The 19,820-nt window shown below is 74.9% G+C and carries 14 protein-coding genes; 8 read left to right on the plus strand and 6 right to left on the minus strand.

The window, feature by feature from the left end:
• The first annotated feature begins 560 nt into the window (after nt 1-560).
• On the plus strand, nt 561-5,366 hold the full coding sequence (locus RM844_RS19400; protein ID WP_311668542.1) for an RHS repeat-associated core domain-containing protein: 4,806 nt from the start codon (nt 561-563) through the stop codon (nt 5,364-5,366).
• Nucleotides 5,363-6,271, plus strand: a complete 909-nt coding sequence (locus RM844_RS19405; RefSeq protein WP_311668543.1) for a hypothetical protein — start codon at nt 5,363-5,365, stop codon at nt 6,269-6,271. Before RM844_RS19400 ends, RM844_RS19405 begins: the two co-directional genes overlap by 4 nt.
• A 203-nt stretch (nt 6,272-6,474) precedes the next feature.
• Here the strand turns inward: RM844_RS19405 and RM844_RS19410 are convergent, their stop codons facing one another.
• Nucleotides 6,475-7,215: a hypothetical protein gene (locus RM844_RS19410; RefSeq protein WP_311668544.1), complete on the minus strand. Its 741-nt coding sequence runs from the start codon at nt 7,213-7,215 to the stop codon at nt 6,475-6,477.
• 335 nt (nt 7,216-7,550) lie between these two features.
• Nucleotides 7,551-8,354, minus strand: coding sequence for a class I SAM-dependent methyltransferase (locus RM844_RS19415; protein WP_311668545.1), 804 nt, complete (start codon nt 8,352-8,354; stop codon nt 7,551-7,553).
• A gap of 250 nt (nt 8,355-8,604) precedes the next feature.
• Here RM844_RS19415 and RM844_RS19420 point away from each other — a divergent pair, with 250 nt between their 5' ends.
• Nucleotides 8,605-9,399, plus strand: coding sequence for an Fpg/Nei family DNA glycosylase (locus RM844_RS19420; RefSeq protein ID WP_311668546.1), 795 nt, complete (start codon nt 8,605-8,607; stop codon nt 9,397-9,399).
• 174 nt (nt 9,400-9,573) lie between these two features.
• Complete coding sequence (locus RM844_RS19425) at nt 9,574-10,107, plus strand: ferritin-like domain-containing protein (protein WP_311668547.1); 534 nt, start codon at nt 9,574-9,576, stop codon at nt 10,105-10,107.
• A gap of 128 nt (nt 10,108-10,235) precedes the next feature.
• Here the strand turns inward: RM844_RS19425 and RM844_RS19430 are convergent, their stop codons facing one another.
• Together RM844_RS19430 and RM844_RS19435 are read right to left on the minus strand one after the other, a co-directional pair.
• The gene (locus RM844_RS19430; RefSeq protein ID WP_311668548.1) at nt 10,236-12,314 is read right to left on the minus strand and encodes an ABC transporter ATP-binding protein; all 2,079 of its coding nucleotides are present in this window, start codon (nt 12,312-12,314) and stop codon (nt 10,236-10,238) included.
• A gap of 497 nt (nt 12,315-12,811) precedes the next feature.
• Entirely contained in the window at nt 12,812-13,351 is a 540-nt protein-coding gene (locus RM844_RS19435) for a MarR family winged helix-turn-helix transcriptional regulator (RefSeq protein ID WP_311668549.1), read from the minus strand.
• Nucleotides 13,352-13,530: 179 nt separating this feature from the next.
• Between RM844_RS19435 and RM844_RS19440 the strand changes: the two genes are divergently transcribed.
• Complete coding sequence (locus RM844_RS19440) at nt 13,531-13,977, plus strand: MarR family winged helix-turn-helix transcriptional regulator (RefSeq protein ID WP_311668550.1); 447 nt, start codon at nt 13,531-13,533, stop codon at nt 13,975-13,977.
• A gap of 43 nt (nt 13,978-14,020) precedes the next feature.
• Here RM844_RS19440 and RM844_RS19445 read toward each other — a convergent pair whose 3' ends face one another.
• Both RM844_RS19445 and RM844_RS19450 read right to left on the minus strand, forming a co-directional pair.
• Entirely contained in the window at nt 14,021-15,262 is a 1,242-nt protein-coding gene (locus RM844_RS19445; RefSeq protein ID WP_311668551.1) for an FAD-dependent monooxygenase, read from the minus strand.
• A gap of 99 nt (nt 15,263-15,361) precedes the next feature.
• The gene (locus RM844_RS19450) at nt 15,362-16,825 is read right to left on the minus strand and encodes an MFS transporter (protein WP_311668552.1); all 1,464 of its coding nucleotides are present in this window, start codon (nt 16,823-16,825) and stop codon (nt 15,362-15,364) included.
• Between the two features lie 142 nt (nt 16,826-16,967).
• On the opposite strand from RM844_RS19450, the gene RM844_RS19455 reads away from it, so the two are divergent.
• From RM844_RS19455 to RM844_RS19465, 3 genes are all read left to right on the plus strand, one after another.
• Nucleotides 16,968-17,534, plus strand: coding sequence for a TetR/AcrR family transcriptional regulator (locus RM844_RS19455; protein WP_311668553.1), 567 nt, complete (start codon nt 16,968-16,970; stop codon nt 17,532-17,534).
• Between the two features lie 198 nt (nt 17,535-17,732).
• Nucleotides 17,733-18,452: a tryptophan 2,3-dioxygenase family protein gene (locus RM844_RS19460; protein ID WP_311668554.1), complete on the plus strand. Its 720-nt coding sequence runs from the start codon at nt 17,733-17,735 to the stop codon at nt 18,450-18,452.
• A 573-nt stretch (nt 18,453-19,025) separates the two neighbouring features.
• Nucleotides 19,026-19,757, plus strand: a complete 732-nt coding sequence (locus tag RM844_RS19465; RefSeq protein ID WP_311668555.1) for a B3/B4 domain-containing protein — start codon at nt 19,026-19,028, stop codon at nt 19,755-19,757.
• The last annotated feature ends 63 nt before the right edge of the window (nt 19,758-19,820 follow it).

Below are 19,820 nucleotides of genomic sequence, written 5' to 3' on the forward strand. Positions count from 1 at the left end.
GGGCGGCTGGGGGGCGTGGTGCCGGTGAGTGGCGGGCGCGTCGACGGGCGGCGCGGGAGCGCGCTGGCGGTGGTTGACGCGGGGTGTTGACGCTCTTTCGGGGCGTCCCGCGGTCTGTTCGGGGCGCCCGGGCCTTCGGCCCCACCGGCGCCGACCCCCCCCGGCGCCGGTGGGGCCGAAGGCGGCCGGTCGAGGGGGGCGCCGGCGGGGGCGGCGCGCTCGCCCTCGACATGGTCTCCCGCTTCCCCCGGGGCACCTGCCCCGGCCGCCCCAACGGGCTGCGCCCGACCTCGTGCCGACGCGTCGCCGACCCCGACCCCGGCTGGAGCGACTGCGACCCGCGGGTGACCGCCGGGCTCCGACCCCACCGGGTGCACGCCCGCTGCCACGCGCCCCCCGCGCACGCCCCTTTCCGGCTCGGGTTGACCTGGCCTTCCGTCAACGCGGGCGGGCGGGACGCGATTCGCGCCCCCGGCCAGGGCGTTCGGGCCGGTTGAGCGGCGCCGACGACGCCCCTATTGTCATGCGGCGTAGTCGGCTGCTCACTCACGGGGGTTGCGATGGCTCGGCCGTCGGACTGGAGCCCGCTGGACCTGGACTCCGATCCCACACCAGGAAGCCCCGACGACGTACGGGAGTTGGCGGACGAGTTACAGGAGTTCGCCGACGATGTCGGTGAGGCGCTGGGCAAGATCCGGGGGTTGGCGTCCGAGCGGGCCATCCTGGACTGGGCCGGTCGGTCGGCGGACACCTTCCGTGCCGAGTTCGACGGGGTGCCGGACAACCTGACCAAGCTGGAGGAGAGTTACGCCCTCTGCTCGCAGGCACTCCAGACGTACTGGCCGCGGTTGCAGACCGCGCAGGGGATGGCCGACCGGGCGCTGGACCGGGCGGTCGCCGCGCAGGCCGATCTGGCCGGTGCGCAGGGCGCGTTGGGCGATGCCGAGGACTGGGTGGGCCGGGCCGGTGAGGAGGCCGAGCGGCTCCAGCGGGAGGGCGAGCGGGCGGACGCCGAGCCGCCGGACGAGGCCGAGGTGCGGGCGGCGACCCGGGACTCGCAGGCCGCCGGTGCCGCGCTCGGCGCCGCCCAGGCCCGGGTCGCCGACGCCGAGGAACGACTCGCCGCCGCCCGCCAACTCGCCCTGGACGCACAGGAGTTACGAGAGGACGCGGCCCGGGAGTGCGCGCGGGGCATCGAGGAGGCGTCCGACGCCGGCATCCAGAACAAGAAGTGGTGGCAGAAGCTCATCGAGTGGCTCAGCGACGCCTGGGACACCCTCGTCGAGATCTGCAAGGTGATCGTCGCCGTCCTCGGCGTGGTGGTGATGATCATCGGCGGCCCGCTCGCCTGGGTCGTGGTCGCCGCCGCCGTCGTCGTCCTCGCCGACACCCTGATCAAGTACGCCAGAGGCCAGGGCTCCCTGCTCGACGTCGCCTTCGCCGCCCTGGACTGTATCCCGGGACTCAAAGGCCTCACCAGCGTGGGCGCGCTCGCCGCCGGGGCACGCGGCGCGGCCAGGACGGGGGTGCGCGGGGTGGCGCAGGGCGCCCGCCGGCAGGGGCCGCAGGTGCGGGAACGAGGCGTCGCGTTCGGCAGCCGGAGCCTGTCCGACGACCCGGTCGACCTGGCCACCGGCGTGGTCGTGCTGCCCGCCACCGACGTCGAACTGCCCGGCGTCCTCACGCTGCTGCTGGAGCGGTACCACGTCTCCGACTACCGCGACGGCCGCTGGTTCGGCCGCTCCTGGGCCTCCACCCTGGACCAGCGGCTGGTGCTGGGCGAGTACGGCGTGCGGTTCCACACCGCCGACGGCATGACCCTGGAGTACCCGGTCCCGCTGGCCGACCCGGAGCAGCGGGTGCTGCCCGTCGAAGGCCCCCGCTGGGGACTGTCCTGGAACGGCGACGGCGGCGCGCCCCTGACGGTCAGCCAGCCGGAGACCGGGCACACCCTGCACTTCGCCCCACTCCCCGGCGGCGCCGGCGGGATTCTGCCGCTCGCCGCCGTGACCGACCGCAACGGCAACCGGGTCGATGTCCGGCACGACGCGAGCGGCGCGCCCAGGGAACTGGCGCACTCCGGCGGCTATCGGGTCGGGATCGCCACCGCGAACGGCCGGATCACCGAACTGGCCCTGCTCAGCGCCCCGGACCGGCCGGTGCTGCGTGGCTTCGGCTACGACGGAGCCGGCCGGCTCACCGAGGTCCGCGACGCCGCCGGCCGGCCCCAGCGCTTCGGGTACGACGCGCGGGACCGCCTGACGCGCTGGGAGGACCGCAACGGCACCTGGTACCGGTACGACTACGACGACGCCGGCCGGTGCGTCTTCGCCACCGGCACCGACCGCGCGCTGGAGTGGAGCTACACCTACCACCCGGACCAGCGCCGCACCACGGTGCTCGACTCGCTGGGCAACAGCACCCGCTACGACTTCAACGACTGCTTCCAACTGGTCGCCGAGACCGACCCGCTGGGCAACACCACCCGGCGCACCTGGGACCGCTACGACCGCCTGCTGTCCGTCACCGACCCGCTGGGGCACACCACCACCTACCGCTACGGGCCCGCCGACCGCCTCACTGAGGTGGCCCACCCCGACGGGGCGCGGCTGCGGGCCGAGCTGAACGAGCTGGGGCTGCCCGAGACCATCGTGACGGCGGACGGCTCCCGCTGGCAGCAGTCCTACGACGGGGCCGGCAACCGCACCGCGCTGCTCGATCCGGCCGGCCACCGCACCCGGTTCGGCTACGACGAGCGGGGCGCGTTGGCCTTTGTCACCGACCAGGAGGGCCACACCACCTGGATCCGGACCGACCCGGCCGGCCTGCCGGTCGCCGTCGTCAGCCCGCTCGGCGAGGTCACCCGGGTCCACCGGGACGCGTTCGGCCGCCCCGTCCGGCTCGTCGACCCACTCGGCGGCGAGACCCGCCTCACCTGGACCGCCGACGGCCTCCCGGACAGCCGCACGGACGCCCTGGGGTACCGGGAGACCTGGGAGTGGGACGGCGAGGAGAACCTCCTGCACCACGACTCGCTGACCGGCGACGGCATCCGCTACACCTACGGCCCCTTCGACCTGCCGACCTCCCAGACCGGCCCGGACGGCGTCCGCTACACCTTCAGCCGGGACACCGAACTCAACCTCACCGCCGTCACCGACCCGGCCGGCCGCAGCTGGCGCTACAGCTACGACGCGGCCGGCCGCCTGCGGTCGGAGACCGACTTCGACGGCCGCACCACCCGCTACACCCACGACGCCGCCGGCCGGCTCGCCACCCGGACCAACGCGGCTGGCCAGACGGTCACCTACCGGCGCGACCAACGCGGCGAGCTGACCGGTTGGACCACCGACGCCGGCGACACCACCAGCTATGTGCTGGACGCGCTGGGCCGGGTCGTCGAGGCGACTTCGCCCGGCGTGACGCTGACCCGTTCGTTCGACGCCCTGGGCAACCTGCGGACCGAGACCGTCAACGGCCGCACCCTCACCCTCGGCTACGACTCCCTGGGCCGCCTCAGCTCCCGCACCACCCCCAGCGGGCACGTCAGCACCTGGACCTACGACCCGCTGGGTCAGCCGGCCCGCCTGGTGACCGGCGGGCGCGCCGTCTCCTTCTCGTTCGACGCCCTCGGCCGGGAGACCGGACGCCGGTTCGACGACGGGCTGACCGTCACACACGACTGGGACCCGATCGACCGGCTCACCGCCCAGACCGTGGCCACCGACCACCCCGAGCCGGCCAACCGGGAGGTCCACCGGCGCGGTTACGGCTACCGCGCGGACGGCTACCTCACCTCGCTCACCGATCCCACCGGCACCACCCACTACACCCTGGACCCCCGGGGGCGGGTCACCGCCGTCCAGGCACCCGGCTGGGCCGAGACCTACGCCTACGACGCCAGTGGCAACCAGACCACCGCCCACTGGAACGTGCCGGGGCCCGACAGGGACGCCGCCGGCGACCGGTCCTACGCCGGGACCCGGCTCACCCGCGCCGGATCCTTCCGCTACCAGCACGACGCCGCCGGGCGGGTCACCCTGCGGCAGCGCGAGCACGGCACCGACGGCCCGGACACCTGGCGCTACACCTGGGACGCCGAGGACCGGCTCACCTCCGTCACCACGGCGGACGGCAGCGTCTGGCGCTACCAGCACGATCCGTTCGGCCGGCGGGTGGCCAAGGAACGCCTGGCCGCCGACGGCGTCACCGTCGCGGAGCGCGTCGACTTCACCTGGTGCCTGCTGACCCTGGTCGAACAGACCAGCGGCGGGGTCGCCGACGCGACCGGGCCGGCCCGTCCCGCCACCCTCACCTGGGACCACCTCGGGCTGCACCCGGTCGCCCAGACCGAGCGGGTCCCGCACCGGCGCCCGGCGGGGCCGGTTCCCGCCCCGGTTCCCGCCCCGCTTCTCGGCACCGCTCTCGACCAGGCCGAGGTGGACGAGCGGTTCCACGCGATCGTCACCGACCTGGTGGGCACCCCGACCCATCTGGTCAGCACCGCCGGGGAGATCGTCTGGGAGGCCCGCGCCGCGCTGTGGGGCGCCACCGTCGCCACCCCGGAGAGCACCACCGACACCCCGCTCCGCTTCCCGGGGCAGTACGCCGACGAGGAGACCGGCTGGCACTACAACCTCTACCGGCACTACGACCCGGCGACCGGCCGCTACGCCAGCCTGGACCCGCTCGGCCTGGCCCCCGCGCCCAACGCGTACACCTACCCGCACAACCCGCACCTGTGGGCCGACCCACTGGGGCTCGTCCCCTACAACGGGCAGATCCGGCAGGGCCATCTGAGCCGGACGGGGTACAAGAACTACGTGCTGCGGGACGCCAACGGCAACGTCTACTACTCCGGCATGTTCGGCGGGAGCTCCACCGCCGCCTCGACCCAGGCCCGGCACGCGGCCAACCGCAACCGGTTCAACCCCGCCAACGGCGACCGGATGGAGGTCGTGCCGGGCGACCGCACCTACGGCGAGGCCCGGCTGCTGGAACAGCAGAACGCCACCACCCACAACACGGTGATCGGGCAGGTCGGCAACAACTACCGTGGCAACCGGCAACAGCCGCTCTCCGCGAGCAGCCGACCCGAGTACGACGCCTACCAGAACCAGCTGCAACAGGCCCAGCAGGGCAACGCCAACCCACCGCAGAACCCGCCCCAGAACCCGCCGCAGCCCGGCGCGCCGCAACCGCTGCCCCAGCAACAGCAACCCCCGGCTCAGCCGCAACAGCCACCGGCCCAGCCGCCAGCACAGCCACCGCCGCAGCAACCGCCACAGCCACCGCCGGCCCAGCCGGCCCCGCCGAACCAGCAGCCCCCGACCAACAGCCAGAGCACCCAGGGATCCTCACCGTGAGCGACACACCCCTCTCGCCCGACCTCCACGAAGCCGCAGCCAAGCGCTGCGCCGCGGTCGTCGCCCAACTCGCCGAGTGGCTGGCCGGGCCGCCGACGCTCGCGGAGTTCCTCGACGTGCTCGGCTGGGCGGTGCCCACCGGCGACGCCGCGCTGGCCGACAGCGTCGCGCTGCCGGTCGGGCTCCGGGCGCACCTGGGGCGCGGGCGGCGGTACCGGCCGGCCGGGGCGTCCCGGGTCGGGGAGCTGCCGGACGCGGCGTTCACCGAGGCGACCGACCTGCTGGCGCTCCTCGCCGAGGGGGGTGCCGCCGGGCACGGCCGCCCGGTCACGCTCGCCGAACTGACCGCGCTGTTGTCGGCCGTGCGCTCCTCGGCGGCCGTCGCCTTCGCCGACGTGCCGGCCGAGGAGCCGGTGCGGATCAGCCTGAGCGCCCCGCCGAAGCGGGTGCCCAAACCGGTGGTCGGCGACCTGCTGGCCATCCCGGCCGCCACCGGCGGGCACCATCTGGCGGTGGTCCTGGCCCGTGACCGCTTCGGCACGGCGCTCGGCGTCTTCCGCGGAACCTTCCCGCTGCCCCGGATCGGCGGACCGGCGCCGCCCCCGGCCAGGCCCCATCCGCTGTACACCGACGAGCAGTTGATCGCCGCAGGCGTCTGGCGGGTGGTCGACCACGACGCGTCGCTGTGCACGCCGTTCCCCAGCGAGCCGGAGATCTACCACCGGCCGGACATGCTGCCGCCCGGCACCGTGCGCGGGGAGGGCGGCGCGGCCGAGACCGCCGCGGGTGCGCTGCGTGCCGTCGATCGGACCGAGGCCGAGGCGGTGGGGCTGCTCGACGGCAGCTACCGGCAGGTGCACCCGAGCGGCGAGCTGCAGCGGGTGCTGGACGAGGGCGCCAGCTGAGCGCCGGACCGGCCCCCGGGCGGGCGGGTTCGGCGGAGTGAGAAGGCTCCCCTCGATCCGGCCGCCGCCGGATCGAGGGGAACAACACCTGGTGGACGCCGAACGGCCGGCGCCCGGTTCCCCGGGCCAGGCGCGGGTTCGCCGCCGCCGACGAGGCGGCCGTTGGGGGTGGAGTGGCCGGTGGGCGGTGGGCGGGGTCGGCTTCAGTCGCCGACCAGCGCCAGGATCGCCGCCCGCTCCTCGCGCGCCCGCTCCAGCGCCTCCCGGTAGTGGGGCAGGGCCCGCGTCAGCTCCGTGTAGATCCGCTCGCCGTCCCCGGCCAGCCGGCGGACCTCGGCCCGGAAGTCCAGCCCGACACAGTCCGGCAGCACCGCGGCGCGGAACCGGCGGCGCTCCCGGACGAACGTCAGCGGCTCCGAGTCCACCACCGTCCAGCGCCGCCGCTCCCGCGCCAGCACCGCCGGGTAGTCGGCCATCAGCCGGGCCATCAGCAGGCGCGAGGCGGCGGCCCCGGCGATCCGTTCGTCGGGCGGCACCGGCGCCTCGTCGCCGGGCGCGATCCGCGTCAGCGACTCCGACGTGGTGGAGAGCGTCGGGCCGATGGCCTCGGGCACACCCCGGCTGGGGTCGGCCAGGTGCGCGGCGGCCAGCCCGGTCCTGGCGTGCAGCGAGGCGAACCGGCGGGACCTGGCGTCCGCCATCACCGGGACGCCCTCGCGGGTGAGCGCGCCCAGCGCGTGGAACACCGGCCCGAAGTCGGCCCGCGCGGTTCGGCCCGCCTCGGACGCCGTCCGCGCCGGCTGCGTCCGGTACAGCAGCAGGGCGTTGACGCCGCGTTGGTAGGCCAGCCCCGACCGGATGGTCCGGCCGCTCGCCCGCAGGTCGCGGGCCTGTTGCCAGGCGCTGAGGGCCTCCTTGAGGTGGCGTGTGCTGTCCCGTGCCATCGTCCGTCCCGTGTCGGCGTTCGGTGCCGGCGTCTCGCGTCCGTACCCAGCGGGACCCGCGGGGCACGGGGCCCGGGGACCGGTGGGCACGGCCGCCCGTGCCGCTCGTCCCGCCGACGGTACGCGGGGTGCCGCAGCCAAGCTGGTGGACCAGTCCGCTACTTCGCCACCACTGATCGGCAGTTGTCTACCAACCCGAGGAGTTGGCGGACAATAGGGACGAGTTGGGCGCCGTGCGGCCCGGTAGTGACCCGGTTGGTGGGCCGGGCCCGAAGATGGCCCGCGTTGGCACCATCCGGGCTGGCTGGGCCAGCCCCGACGGAGGCGGGTTCTGCTCAGGATAGCGGCTCCGGGATGGCGGGGTGGGCGTTTCCGGCGGATCGACCCGGTCGGGCGACCAGCGCGAAACGGTGGCAACTCACCTCCAGCGGCCGGCCGGCCCGCATCTCCCGGTGCAGCCTCCGGAGCGCCGTCGTATAGCGCTCCACCGTGAAGTCCGGCACCTGCCAGGGGGTGATCCGCAGGAAGAGGACCAGCGCCCCGATGTCCGGCAGCCGCTCGGGGACCCGCGCCTCCGCCTGCCAGCTCACCCGCCACCCGGCGGCGCGCAGCTCGGCGACCGCCGAGTCGAGGCAGAGGTCGCGGTAGCCGTGCGCCGGGGCACCCAACGCGGCGTTGAGCTCTTCCAGGTCCCGGCCGCCCACCTGCTGGGTGACCAGCACGCCGTCGTCGGTGAGCACCCGGCGCAGTTCGTCCGGGTGGTAGGCGTTGTGCCGGCTGGTCACCAGCTCGAAGGTGCCGTCCGGGAAGGGCAGCCGCCCGTCCGCTGTCGGCTCCACCACCCGCACGCCCAGCGGTGCCAGCCGGCGCCGGGCCACCGGCACGTTGGGCGGGTAGTCCTCGGTCGCGGCCGTGCGGGCGGGCAGCGGGGTCAGCGTGGAGAGGAACTCGCCGCCGCCGGTGCCCAGGTCGAGCAGCGAGCCGACGGCCGGCAGCCGTTCGCTCACCAGCCTTCGGTAGCTCCACGGCAGGGCCGCCTCCGGGTCGGTCAGGCGGCCCTGCCAGCGGCCGAAGTCCCATCCCTCGAACGGGGCGTTGAGTCCTTCGGCGATCAGGTCGTGGTAGCCGTCGTCATCCATCCGCCCATCCTGCGTCCCGTGGCGCCGCCGTCCCACCCGAATATCCGGGGGACCGGCGGCCGGCCGGGCGGCGCCTGCTCCCCTGGGCGCCGAGTTGCCGGCGCCTCGGGCGGCGCGCACCCTGGGGGAGCGGGGTGGCGCCGTTCCGGCGTGCCGGCCGACGCGGGCCGGCCGGTGCCGCCGGCCACGCCCCGACTGGACCGGTCAGCAGCCCACCCAGCCGACCCACCCGGGAGCCAGGAGTCGCCCCATGCCGGAGCTGGCGGACGTCGAGGAGTACCGGCGGGTGCTCGACCGGTGCGGCCGGGGCCACCGGGTGACGCGGGTCGAGGTCACCGACGCGGGGGTGCTGCGCGGCGGGCTGCGCGCCCGTCGGCTGCGGGACGCGCTGACCGGAGCCCGCATCGGGCGGCCGGAGCGGCACGGCAAGTGGCTCGTCCTGCACACCGGGGGGCCGGCTGTCCTCCTCCACTTCGGGATGACCGGACAGCTGGTCAGCGCCCCGGCCGACGAGCGGCCCGCCGCCCACGACCGGGTGCTGTTCACCCTTGACGACGGCCGGCAGCTGCGCTTCCGGGACCAGCGCAAGCTGAAGGGGCTCTGGCTCGCCCCCACCCCGGGGGAGGTGGACCGGCTCCTCGCCGACCAGGGCCCGGACGCGCTCTCGCTGACCCGCGAGCAACTGGACGCGGCGCTCGGCGGGCGCCCCCGGCAGCTGAAGGCCGCGCTGCTCGACCAGTCCCGGATCGCCGGGCTGGGCAACCTGCTGACCGACGAGGTCCTCTGGCACGCCCGGCTGCACCCGGCCCACCGCACCGACCGGCTCGACCGCGCGGCCACCGGTCGGATCAGCCGGTCGTTGAAGCAGGTGCTGCGGATCTCCGTCCGAGCCGGCCGGGTGCCGCCCCGCGGGTCCTGGCTGACCGGGCACCGCGACGAGCCGGGCGGCACCTGCCCCCGCTGCGGTCACGCGCTGGCCCACGGCCGGATCGCCGGGCGGGGCACCGTGTGGTGCCCGCGCGACCAGCCGGCCCCCGCCGGCTGACCCCCGACGCGGCCGGGGCACCGGCCGCGTCGCGCGGACTGCGCCATTGGGGTACCGGCCGGCGGCGCCTCCGCGTGTGCCGGTCGGCGGGCCGCTGACGGCTGCCTACTGTCCGGAACCGGGGCGCCCGGACCGCCGAAGGCGCCGCCCACCCCCGCACGAAGGAGACCCCGCATGACCGACGACTTCGTCCTCGATGTGACCCGGATTCGCGACGAGGCCAGGAAGCGGATGGAGGCGGGGCCGGTGACCGACACCTACGGCCTCAACCACGACCGGGTCATCGGGGTGCTCAACGACGTGGTCGCCACGGAGGTGGTGTGCTGGCTGCGCTACACCCGGCACGCCATCGCCGCCACGGGCATCGACCGCGCCCAGGTCTCCGCCGAGTTCACCGAGCACGCCAAGGAGGAGCTGGACCACGCGCTCCGCGCGGCGGAGCGCATCTCCCAGCTGGGTGGCGACCCGGACTTCGACCCCGCCACCCTGGCCCAGCGGGCCACCACCGACTACACCACCCCCAAGGACGGCGACCTCAAGGGGATGCTCAAGGACAACCTGCTCGCGGAGCGGATCGTGATCTCCACCTATCAGGAGATCATCCGCTGGCTCGGCAACGACGACCCCACCACCCGGCGGCTGTTGGAGTCCATCCTGGAGGAGGAGGAAGAGCACGCCGACGACTTGGTGGACCTGCTCGGGATCTAGCCCGCGCGAGGCGCGCCCCGCCCCCGGAACCGTCCCGCCCGCCCTGCCAGCCCCGCTCGCCACGGTCCGGCCCGGCGGCTGGCTGGTGGCCCCGGCCCGCTCGGGGCCACCGCCGGGCCGGCCGCCGGTCAGCCCGCGCCGGCGCCCGTCAACTCACCCCCGCCCCCGCTTTCCTGGCGGCCGGAGTCCACCGGCGCCGCCGCCTCGTCCCCGGCGGTCGGCCCGCCGTCGGCCGGGCGCGGCGCCGGCACCGGCCGGAACTGCGCCGCCTGGAGATCGTGGAGCGCCCGGTAGTGGCCGTCCTCGTCAGCCAGCAGCTCCTCCGGGGAGCCGGACTCCACCAACCGTCCTTGATGCAGCACGTGCACCTGGTCGGCGTGGCGTACCGAGGCCATCCGGTGGGTGATCAACACGATGGTCTGCCCCCGGTCGGCCAGCGCCCTGATCTGGTCGAAGACCCGCGCCTCCGCCTTGGCGTCCAGCGCCGCCGTCGGCTCGTCCACCACCAGCAGCGGCGCGTCCCGGTAGTGCGCCCTGGCGATGCCGATCCGCTGCCACTGGCCGCCGGAGAGCTGGTGGCCGCCCCGGAAGGTGCGGGAGAGCAGGGTGGCCCAGCCCTTCGGCAGCTCGGCGACCAGCCGCTCGATGCCCGCGTGCGCGGCGGCGCCGGCCAACCGCCGCTCGTCCACCGGCCGGTCGGTGCGCGAGATGGTGGTGTTCACCCGGGCCGTCATCGGCCAGCGGTAGTGGTCCTGGTGCACGATCGCGCAGTAGTCGAAGATCTCCTGCCGGTCCAGCTCCGTCACCTCGACGCCGTCCCACCTGATGGTCCCGCCGTCCGGGAGGTAGAGCCCGCACAGCAGCTTCGCCAGGGTGCTCTTGCCCGAGCCGTTCTCCCCGACCAGCGCCACCACCGCGCCGCGGTCCGTCGGCAGCCGGAGCGAGACCTCCCGGAGGACCGGCTCGCCGTCCCCACCCGGGTAGGCGAAGGAGACCCGGTCGAACTCGACGCACCGCACCGGGTCAGGCAGCCGGCGCCCGCCACGGGGGATGCGGCGGTCCTCCGACTCCGCGAGCAGCCGGTCCAGGTCGCCCACGTAGAGCGACTCCTCGTGCAGGTAGTTGAGCTGCCGGACCAGACCGTCCAGGTTCCCCGTGCCGGTGCGGATGGCCAGCACGGCCGTGCCGGCGGCGGCCAGCGCCATCACGCCCGACCACAGCAGCCCGGCCAGCAGCAGGTAGGTGGCCAGCGTGAACAGGCCGGTGCAGACCGCGGCCAGCAGCTCGGTGCGGGCCGCCAGCCGGGCCAGGCGTGCCTGCTCGGCCTCCTGGCTGACCGACATGCCACGGAAGTGCCGCAGGATGTAGGGGCCGATCCCGTGCACCCGGATCTCGGGCGCGGCGTCGGTGTCGGTCATCAGCCGGCTCAACATCGCCGCGCCCCGGCTGTGTTGGACCCAGCGGTGGAAGCTGCGGTAGCGCCGCCTGGACACGCTGAGGGTGGCCCAGGCGCGGGGCAGCACGATGGCCACCAGCATCGGCAGCAGCACCGGATGGAGCGCGGTCAGCACCGCGCCCGCCGCCACCAGGGAGAGCAGCGAGCCGACCACCGCGACGCTGTGGGGGATCATGCGGCGCGCCGAGGAAGCGCCGTACTGGGCGGACTCCAGCAGCCGGTGGAAGTCGTCGTCCTCCATCGCCGCCATCTCCACCTGGTAGGCCCGCTCCAGGTAGCGCTCTCTGGCCACGCGCTCGACCTTCGGCTCCAGCGGCCCGGCCGCCAGCGTGGAGAGTGCTCCGCAGACCGCGCCGAGCCCGGCGACCAGCCCCAGCAGCACCGCCACCGGCAGTGCGTCCCGCAGCCGGTCGGTGATCTCGCCGCCGGCCAGCAGTCTGGTCAGCAGCCAGTTGACGCCGAGCAGGCCGAGCGCCTGACAGACGCCGCGCAGCAGCTCGGCGACCGCCACCCGGGTGGTGGCCGCCCGGTCGGCGCGCCAGGCCAGGCCGACGGCGCCGCCGACCAGTCGGGGCAGGGCACGGAGCATGGCACGCAGGTTCAACTGGTAGCGGTCGGACTCGTGTTGGGCCCAGGATGTGTCGTACACCAGCTGGCCGCCGAACAACTCGCGTTCGGACTCGGACACTTCCTCCGGGGAGTCGGGATCGGTCGGCTCGGCACCGCGGGCGGCGCCCCGGCGGCCGCTCATCGGGGCCACCGCCGGGCGGGACGGGCCCCGGGGGCGTGGGGGGACTCGGACGTCTGGGGGAGGGGGAACGGTCGCACGGCATCGCCTCTTTCGGCTGGGACCAGCGGGCTGACGGCGCGGCGGCACGACCCCACGCCGTCACCCTGGGTGATCTGCCGGCTACCTTAGGGCTGGGGTCTGACAGTCGTCCGGACCATTTCGCCGCCGGGCTCCGCCTGGATGGCCGGTTACCGTGCCTCCTCGGCCGAGCCGGGCGGCTCCCCTCTCACGCTGTGCGATCGGAAAGCGCGGGCGCCGGGGTGGCGGGAAACTCCCGCACGCGCGCCCGAAATTCGCCCGTTGCTTCGGCCAACCGCCGCCCGGTCGGCGCCGGGGTGTTCCGGTCCGGCCCGGGCGCCAGCGGTGCGGGGGCGGCGGGGCCGGCGTCGGCTTCCGGTCATCTCGCCGTTGGCGCGCGAGGCTGGTCCGCACGCCCCGGGCGTGCGCCAGTGCGTGGCTCAGCCCGCCGGGGGCGGCCCCGGCAGGCTCCCCTCGGTCACCGCCGCCAGGTCCCGCACCAGTCGGGGCAGCAGCCGGGCCAGCGCCGCACGGTCGGCCGCCGGCCAGGCGGCGAGGGCCTCGCCGAGCACCCGCCGACGGAAGGCGCTGACGGCGTCCAGTGTCCGGCGCCCCTCCGCGGTCAGTACCACCGGCGCCCGCCGCGCGTCCCGCCGGTCGGTGCCGCGGCGCAGCAGCCGGGCCTCGACGGCCTGGCCCACCAGGCGGCTGGCCCGCGGCTGGTCCACGCCGAGCGTCGGCGCCAACTCGCCAACCGTGGGCTGTTCGCCGCGGCCGTTCGCCGCGGCCACGGCGTCCAGCAGTTCGAAGACGGCGTCCGGCAGGGCCGGCGTCCGGCCCGGTGGCGCGCTCCTGCGCCGGCTCAGCCGCGCGAGCGCGCGCCGGGCGCGGGCCCTCGTGATCGCCACCATGGCGCGCTCGATCGCCGCCACGTCCCGGTCGGCGGCGTCCGTTCCGGCCGCCGGTCCCTCAGGCGTCATCGTTTCCGCCGCATCGCTGTGTCCCGTCTGTTCCCGGCCGCCCCGGCCCGGAGAGGATAGCGTGCCCGGTCGCATGTAGAGTTACATGTAAAGGAACATGCATGCCGCCGGGGCGCACCGGCGGCGGGTGGTGCCGGGGAAGACGCGGGGGCGGACCAGCCGGGGGAGAGAGGGGCGACATGGAGCCGGAGCGGCCGATCGGATACTGGCTGAGACATCTGGACAACCTGTTGGAGGCGCAGCTGGAGGGCACGCTGGCCGGCCACGGGCTGGTGCGCCGGCAGTGGCAGGTGCTGCACTCGTTGGCCCAGCGGCCCCGGACGGGCGGGGAGTTGGCCCAGGCCCTGGCCCCGTTCTGGCGCCCGGGCGAGCTGGCGGTCGAGCCGCTGCTCGACGAGCTGACCGGGCGGGGCTGGATCAGCCGGGCGCGCGGCGCGGAGCTGGTCTCCCTCACCGAGCAGGGCCGGGCGGTCCACCGGGAGCTGACCCGCGAGGTGCAGCGCACCCGGGTGCTGGTGTTGAACGGGGTGACCCCCGACCAGTACAGCGACACCGTCCGGACGCTGGCCACCATGGCGCGCAACGTCGAGCACGCGCTGGCCGAGGGCCGGGGCGGGCCGGCCTGAGCCGCCCCGCCCGCCGCGCCCCCAGCCCGTCCGAGGCTCCCGGTTAACCGGTGCCGCCGGTGGAGGGGGCCGCGGCGGTGATCCGGTGGCCGGGAGGGGGCTCGGGCAGGGTGAGCGTGGTGTGGTCCGGCCGCCCGGTGGCCGGTGGCGCGGCGGCCAGGTCGCGAAGTCTGGCGTTGCGCTGGTCAAGGGCCTCGGTGGTGGTGGGGAAGAGGGCCGCCTCGCCCTGTCCCGCCTGTGCCTGGTTGCGTTCGACGAAGGCCCGGATGGCGCGTTCGTAGGCGGCGAAGGCCGCCGTGTGGTCGCGCTGGGCGGCCAACGACGTGGCGAGCACGTAGGCGCCGATGAGGGCGAGGCTGGACCCCTGGCCGGTCAGGAACGACGGAGCGTAGGCGGCGTCGCCGACGAACGCGACCCGGCCGTGGGACCAGCGGGGCAGGTGGATCTGGCTCACGGTGTCGAGGAACGGGTCACGCGCCGCGCGCAGGGCGCCGACCAGCGTCGGTATCTCCCACCCGTCCCGGGCGAAGACGGCGGCGACGAGGTCGCGTCGCGCCTCGGTGTCGCGCGGCGCGGCACCGGGGGACTCCTGGTGGACGAAGGTGAGGAAGGCGTGGAGCTGTGCGCTGTCCCTGACCGCGTAGAGCGCGGCGGCCCGGCCGGGGGTGTTCCAGATGACCGCCTCATGGGAGAGCCCGAGGGTGTTGGGTACGGAGAAGACCGCGAAGCGGTACCCGAGGTGGCGGCGGAACCGCCGCTCGGGTCCGAGGATCAGTTCCCGGGTGTGCGAGTGCAGCCCGTCCGCGCCCACGACCAGGTCGAAGTCGCGCTGGACGCCGCTGCGGAAGGTCACGTCGACACCGTGCTCGTGTTCGGTGAGCGCGGCGATGGAGTCGTCGAACACGAACTCCACCTCGTCGCGGACGGTGTCGTACAGGATGTCCGCCAGCTCCCCGCGTGGCACCTCGACGTCGTGCCCCTCGACGCCGCCGGCCACCGCCTGGGGGCGCACCACCGCGGCGGTGCTTCCGTCGGCGTGCAGGAAGGTGAGGCGGCGCGCGTCGATATGCGCGTCGCGGAGCCGTGGCAGCACGCCCATCCGGCGGGCCACCTCCACGGCGGTGCCGCGCACGTCGATCGGATAGCCGCCGCTCCGGAGCGTGGGGGACTTCTCCACCACCGTCACGGCGAATCCGTAGCGGTGTAGCCAGAACGCCGCGGCCGGGCCCGCGATGCTCGCGCCGGAGACCAGGACCCGGCCTTTCGGTGCGGGACTGCGGTTCATGTGTCAACTCCTTGGTTGCGCTGGGAAGGTGGGAGGTGCGACGCGGCTGCCCCGGTGCCCGAGGGAGCCGTCGGTTTCCGTCGGCCGGGTCGGGGGCGCTCAGCCCGGGTTCCGCTCCAGTACGAGCGGCGGCGCCTGGTGGACGCCGCGGGTGCCGCGCACCAGCAGGACGACCAGCACCCCGGCGAGGGCGAACGCGGCGGAGGCGATGGCGACGCAGCCGAAGATGCCCGTGGCCGAGTTCGTCGTCTCGCCGTCGATGACCACGGTGGTCGAGCTGAGCACGGCCGCGCCCACGAAGTTGAGCACCACGGACCCGATCGAGACCATGACCATGACGAGGCTGGACACGATGCCCTGCCGTTCGGGGGCGGCCAGGCTGGCCGCCATGTTGAAGCCGGACGTGCCGAGCGCCCCGACCGTGACGCCCAACAGGAACGCGAAGCAGAGCGCGGCGGGGAGCCGGGAGGCCCCGAGGAACATGCCGAGCGTCGCCGTGGTCCCGAGCAGGACCGACCAGGCCAGCGTGGAGGCCGGTCCGACGCGGGCGGCGAGCCAGCCGGCGGCCGGGCCGCCGAGCGTGACCCCGACGCCCGGCGCCGCGAGCAGCAGGGCTACGGACCCCTCGTCGGCCAGTCCGTACCCGAGTCCCTGGTCGGCGGGGACATCGCCGATGAGCGGGATGAGCTGCAGCATGCTCTGGTAGGAGCCGGCTCCGAGGAAGACGACGAGCAGCATGAGCGCCAGCGGGCCACCGAGGTCCCGGAGGTCGATCAGCGGGTCCGGCTTGCGGCGCGCGCCCAGGAACCACCTGGCGAGGGCCGCGGCCCCGCCGACGAGGAGCGCCAGCGGCCCGCCGGCGAGCCAGCCGAGGTCCGGGCCCAGGCTGACGTAGCCGAGCACCCCGGCGAGTCCGCCGCCGAGGAGGACGGCGCCGGCGACGTCGAGCCGGCCCGGTGTCCTGACCGGGGACTCGGGCAGCGCCGCGCGTACCCAGACCGCCATCGCGGCCGCGACGCAGGCCGACAGCAGGAACAGGACCTGGAAGCCGAACTCCCTGGCCAGGTCTTCGACGAGGAAGCGCGACGCGATGTTGAGCACCGCGGAGCCGGAGGTCACGATGCCCACGACGACCATCGCGACGCGGGGCGCGCAGATCCCTCGGACGATGGCGACGGAGAGGAACACGACCGCCAGCGAAGCCCCCTGCAGCATCCGTCCCGGCACGAACAGCCAGATACCGGGGGCCACCGCGCACAGCAGGGCGCCCGCGCAGCTGAGGAGGAGGGTCAGTACCAGCATCGCGCGCTTGCCGTGGATGTCGGCGCTCTTCCCGAGCAGGGGCGCCCACATCACGCCCGCCAGCATCGCGGTGGCGTTCAGCCAGGCCGCCTGGTCGGTGTCGAAGTGGTCGAGCATCTCGGGGAGGACCAGCAGTGGCGCGGTGATGGCCGAGTCGACCACGAAGTTCACCATGGCCAGGAGGGCCACCAGGCCGATGAGCCGTCCGTTCCAGCCGGTGTGTAACCGGGGTGCCCGGCTTTCGGTGTTGCTCGGTTCCATCCAGGTCTCCTCACCGCGGGCTCGCGTACGTCCCGGCGTGACGCTCCGCCGGTCCCCCACCCGCCATTAGATACGCACACGTTTCTTATTTGACAGAGTAGAGTACGGCGATAAGGAACGTCAAAGTTTCTAAGGAGTGTTTGTGGGGCGACGGCGCGGCGAAGCGCTTGAGGCGGCGATCCTTGAGGCGGCCTGGGACGAGTTGAGCGAACGGGGCTACGCGAACCTGACCGTGGACTCCGTCGCCCGGCGGGCCGGCACCAGCAAGCCGGTGCTCTACCGGCGCTGGCCGGACAAGCAGCGGCTGGTCGAGGCGGCGGTCGTCCGCCGCAACGTCATCCAGCTGGTCGCCCCGGCCGACACCGGGTCGCTGCGCGGCGACCTGATCGCCACCCTCACCGAGATGAATGAGAAGCGGGGCCCGTTCCTCGCCCAGCTCAGCATGCTGCTCGCCGGTTACTTCGCCGAGACCGAGTCCAGCTTCGCCGAGCTGCGGGAGGCGGTCCTCGCCGGCCGCCGCTCCGGGCGCGACGAGATCATGGGGCGTGCCATCGAGCGCGGCGAGATCGATCCCGCCAAGCTCACGCCCCGGATCGCCTCGCTCCCCTTCGAACTGCTGCGCAGCGAGGCGATGATGACGCTGCGGCCGGTCGCCCCCGAGGTGATCGAGGAGATCGTCGACACCATTTTCCTCCCGCTGGTCCGCTGACCGACGTCCGTTGACCGGTGTCCACGGTCCGCTGACCGCTCCCCAATCGTTCGCCGGCCGCCCCGAGGCGGCCCGTAACTCACCCCAACCGCCCCGCCCGTCACACGGGTTGACCCGCGCACCACGGGCCCCGTCGTCTCCCGGGCCGCGCGGGGACGGCCCGGCGTCATCCACCGGCCCGGCTGCGATGCTGGGGGCATGACTGTCAACGAACTGGCGGAGGAGGTCGGCAATCCCGACCCACCCCCGCTCAGCTACGGGCAACTGCTCCGCCTTGACCAGCTGCTTCCGGTGGCCAGGGTGCACGAGGAGGACCCGGACTGGACGCTGTTCCTCGCCACCCACCAGTCGTGCGAGATCTGGTTCGCCATCGTGTTGTGCCATCTGGAGGCCGCCGGACGCGCGTTGCGCGCGGGCGACGGCACGGTGGCGGCACACCGCGTCGAGGCGTTGCCGCAGATGATGCGGGTGCTCAACGACCAGTTCGACGCGCTCTCCACGCTCACCCCCGAGGCCTTCGCCCGGGTCCGGGCGAGGCTGGGCAACACCAGCGGCTTCCAGTCCGTGCAGTGGCGCGAGATCGAGTTCCTCTGCGGCCTGCGCGACGAACGGCTGCTGCTCACACACGGGTTGACCGAGGCCGACCGGGAGCGGCTCCGGGCCAGGCTGGCGGCGCCCTCGGTCGCCGACTCCCTGGCGCGCTACCGCGCCGCCGGGCCGCCGGCCGCCGCGCTGGACCGGGTGCACGCCGCGCTGCTCGGCTTCGACGAGGCCGTGGTGACCTGGCGGGGCCGGCACGCCGCGCTGGCCGAACGGTTCCTGGGGGACGCTCCGGGCACGGCCGGCTCCGAGGGCGCCGACTACCTCTGGCGGGCCGCCCGCCGACGGCTCTTCCCCATGGTCTGGCCGGGCGGCTGACCTGGCGGGGCCACCCGTGGCCGGCCATGGGCGGGGCGAACCCCCTGGCCCGGAACCGGCCTTCGGCGTCCCGACATACCCCGGTGGTCGCTCGGCGTGCGCCGGCGCACGCCGAGCGCCAGGCCGCCCACACCGTGCCGAAGCGGCAGGTCGCCACAGCGACCGGCCGTGGTGGTGCGGGTGGCCCGGGGTGGCCGCCGCTGACCCGCCGATGGCCTGGGCCCCGAGTCGTCGGGGCCCTCAGGCCACCCCGCTCGGCCAGCCCTTGGCGGAGTGGCCGAGCCCGGCCGTCGGGCCGGGGCCGTCCCGGAGCCACCGCCACACCGGCGGCCCGTAGTCGCCCGCCCCGGTGTCGCCGCCCGACGAGCGGGTGCGCACCGGTTCGGCGGGCCGAGCCGGTGATCGGCGGGCGGGCCGCCGGAGGATCCGAGCGAGACCGGGGCCGGCCCGGTCCCACGGGATACACGGCGGGACCGTCGGTTCGGTGGCCGGTCCATCGCGCGGTGACCCGGACCGGGGTGTCAGCGGTCGCCGTTACACTGGCCGCCGTCACCCACCGTTACCTGGAGCGATGTGTCCACCTCTGCCTCCCACCCCGGTACCACCCTCGAAGACTGGCTGGCCCAGGCCACCGTGGCGCCGGAGATCACGGCGCTCCGCCCGGACTACCGGGCCCTGCTGATCGTGGCCGAGGGGCTGGTCCCCGGGCCCTCCGACGAGGTGAGCGAACGGCTGTTGGCCGGCGCGGAGCGGACCGTCACCGAGCGGTACGCCGAGGGCTCATACGAGGACGACCCGCATGTGCTCGCCTGGCGGGACGCGTTCAAGGCGGCGGGCATGAAGCCCAAGCGGACCCGGCCCAGCGCCGACGCGCTGCTCCGCCGGGTGCCGGCCGGGCTGCCGCGGATCAACCGGCTCACCGACATCTACAACGCGGTCTCCATCGCCCACGCGGTGCCGCTCGGCGGCGAGGACCTCGACCACTACCGGGGCGTGCCCCGGCTGGCCCGCGCCGTCGGTGACGAGGAGTTCGTCACCACCGCCGGCGGCGAGCCGGTGGTGGAGTCGCCCGAGCCCGGCGAGCCGGTCTGGCGCGATGACCTGGGTGTCACCTGCCGCCGCTGGAACTGGCGCCAGTGCACCCGCACCCAGCTGACCCTCAGCACCACCCGCGCGTTCTTCGTGCTGGACGCGCTCGGCGCGATGGACGACGCGGCGCTGGCGGCGGCGGGCGACGCGCTGGTGCGTGGCCTGGTCGAGGCCAGCCCAGGGGCGCGCACGGCGACCCGGCTGGTCGCCGCCTGATCCTTCCCGTGGAGCCGCCCGCCGCTCACGGGCTCGGTCATCCCATGTAATGGACGGGCCCGA

Origin of the sequence: Streptomyces chisholmiae (assembly GCF_031845445.1) — a bacterium.
Classification (GTDB): domain Bacteria; phylum Actinomycetota; class Actinomycetes; order Streptomycetales; family Streptomycetaceae; genus Streptomyces; species Streptomyces chisholmiae.

What these genes read in the sequence shown, in the direction of transcription:
- RM844_RS19445 (WP_311668551.1), bottom strand. Translation starts at nt 15,262, where the DNA reads ATGAACCGCAGTCCCGCACCGAAAGGCCGGGTCCTGGTCTCCGGCGCG.
- RM844_RS19420 (WP_311668546.1), top strand. Translation starts at nt 8,605, where the DNA reads ATGCCGGAGCTGGCGGACGTCGAGGAGTACCGGCGGGTGCTCGACCGG.
- RM844_RS19425 (WP_311668547.1), top strand. Translation starts at nt 9,574, where the DNA reads ATGACCGACGACTTCGTCCTCGATGTGACCCGGATTCGCGACGAGGCC.
- RM844_RS19440 (WP_311668550.1), top strand. Translation starts at nt 13,531, where the DNA reads ATGGAGCCGGAGCGGCCGATCGGATACTGGCTGAGACATCTGGACAAC.
- RM844_RS19460 (WP_311668554.1), top strand. Translation starts at nt 17,733, where the DNA reads ATGACTGTCAACGAACTGGCGGAGGAGGTCGGCAATCCCGACCCACCC.
- RM844_RS19415 (WP_311668545.1), bottom strand. Translation starts at nt 8,354, where the DNA reads ATGGATGACGACGGCTACCACGACCTGATCGCCGAAGGACTCAACGCC.
- RM844_RS19450 (WP_311668552.1), bottom strand. Translation starts at nt 16,825, where the DNA reads ATGGAACCGAGCAACACCGAAAGCCGGGCACCCCGGTTACACACCGGC.
- RM844_RS19430 (WP_311668548.1), bottom strand. Translation starts at nt 12,314, where the DNA reads ATGAGCGGCCGCCGGGGCGCCGCCCGCGGTGCCGAGCCGACCGATCCC.
- RM844_RS19400 (WP_311668542.1), top strand. Translation starts at nt 561, where the DNA reads ATGGCTCGGCCGTCGGACTGGAGCCCGCTGGACCTGGACTCCGATCCC.
- RM844_RS19435 (WP_311668549.1), bottom strand. Translation starts at nt 13,351, where the DNA reads ATGACGCCTGAGGGACCGGCGGCCGGAACGGACGCCGCCGACCGGGAC.
- RM844_RS19410 (WP_311668544.1), bottom strand. Translation starts at nt 7,215, where the DNA reads ATGGCACGGGACAGCACACGCCACCTCAAGGAGGCCCTCAGCGCCTGG.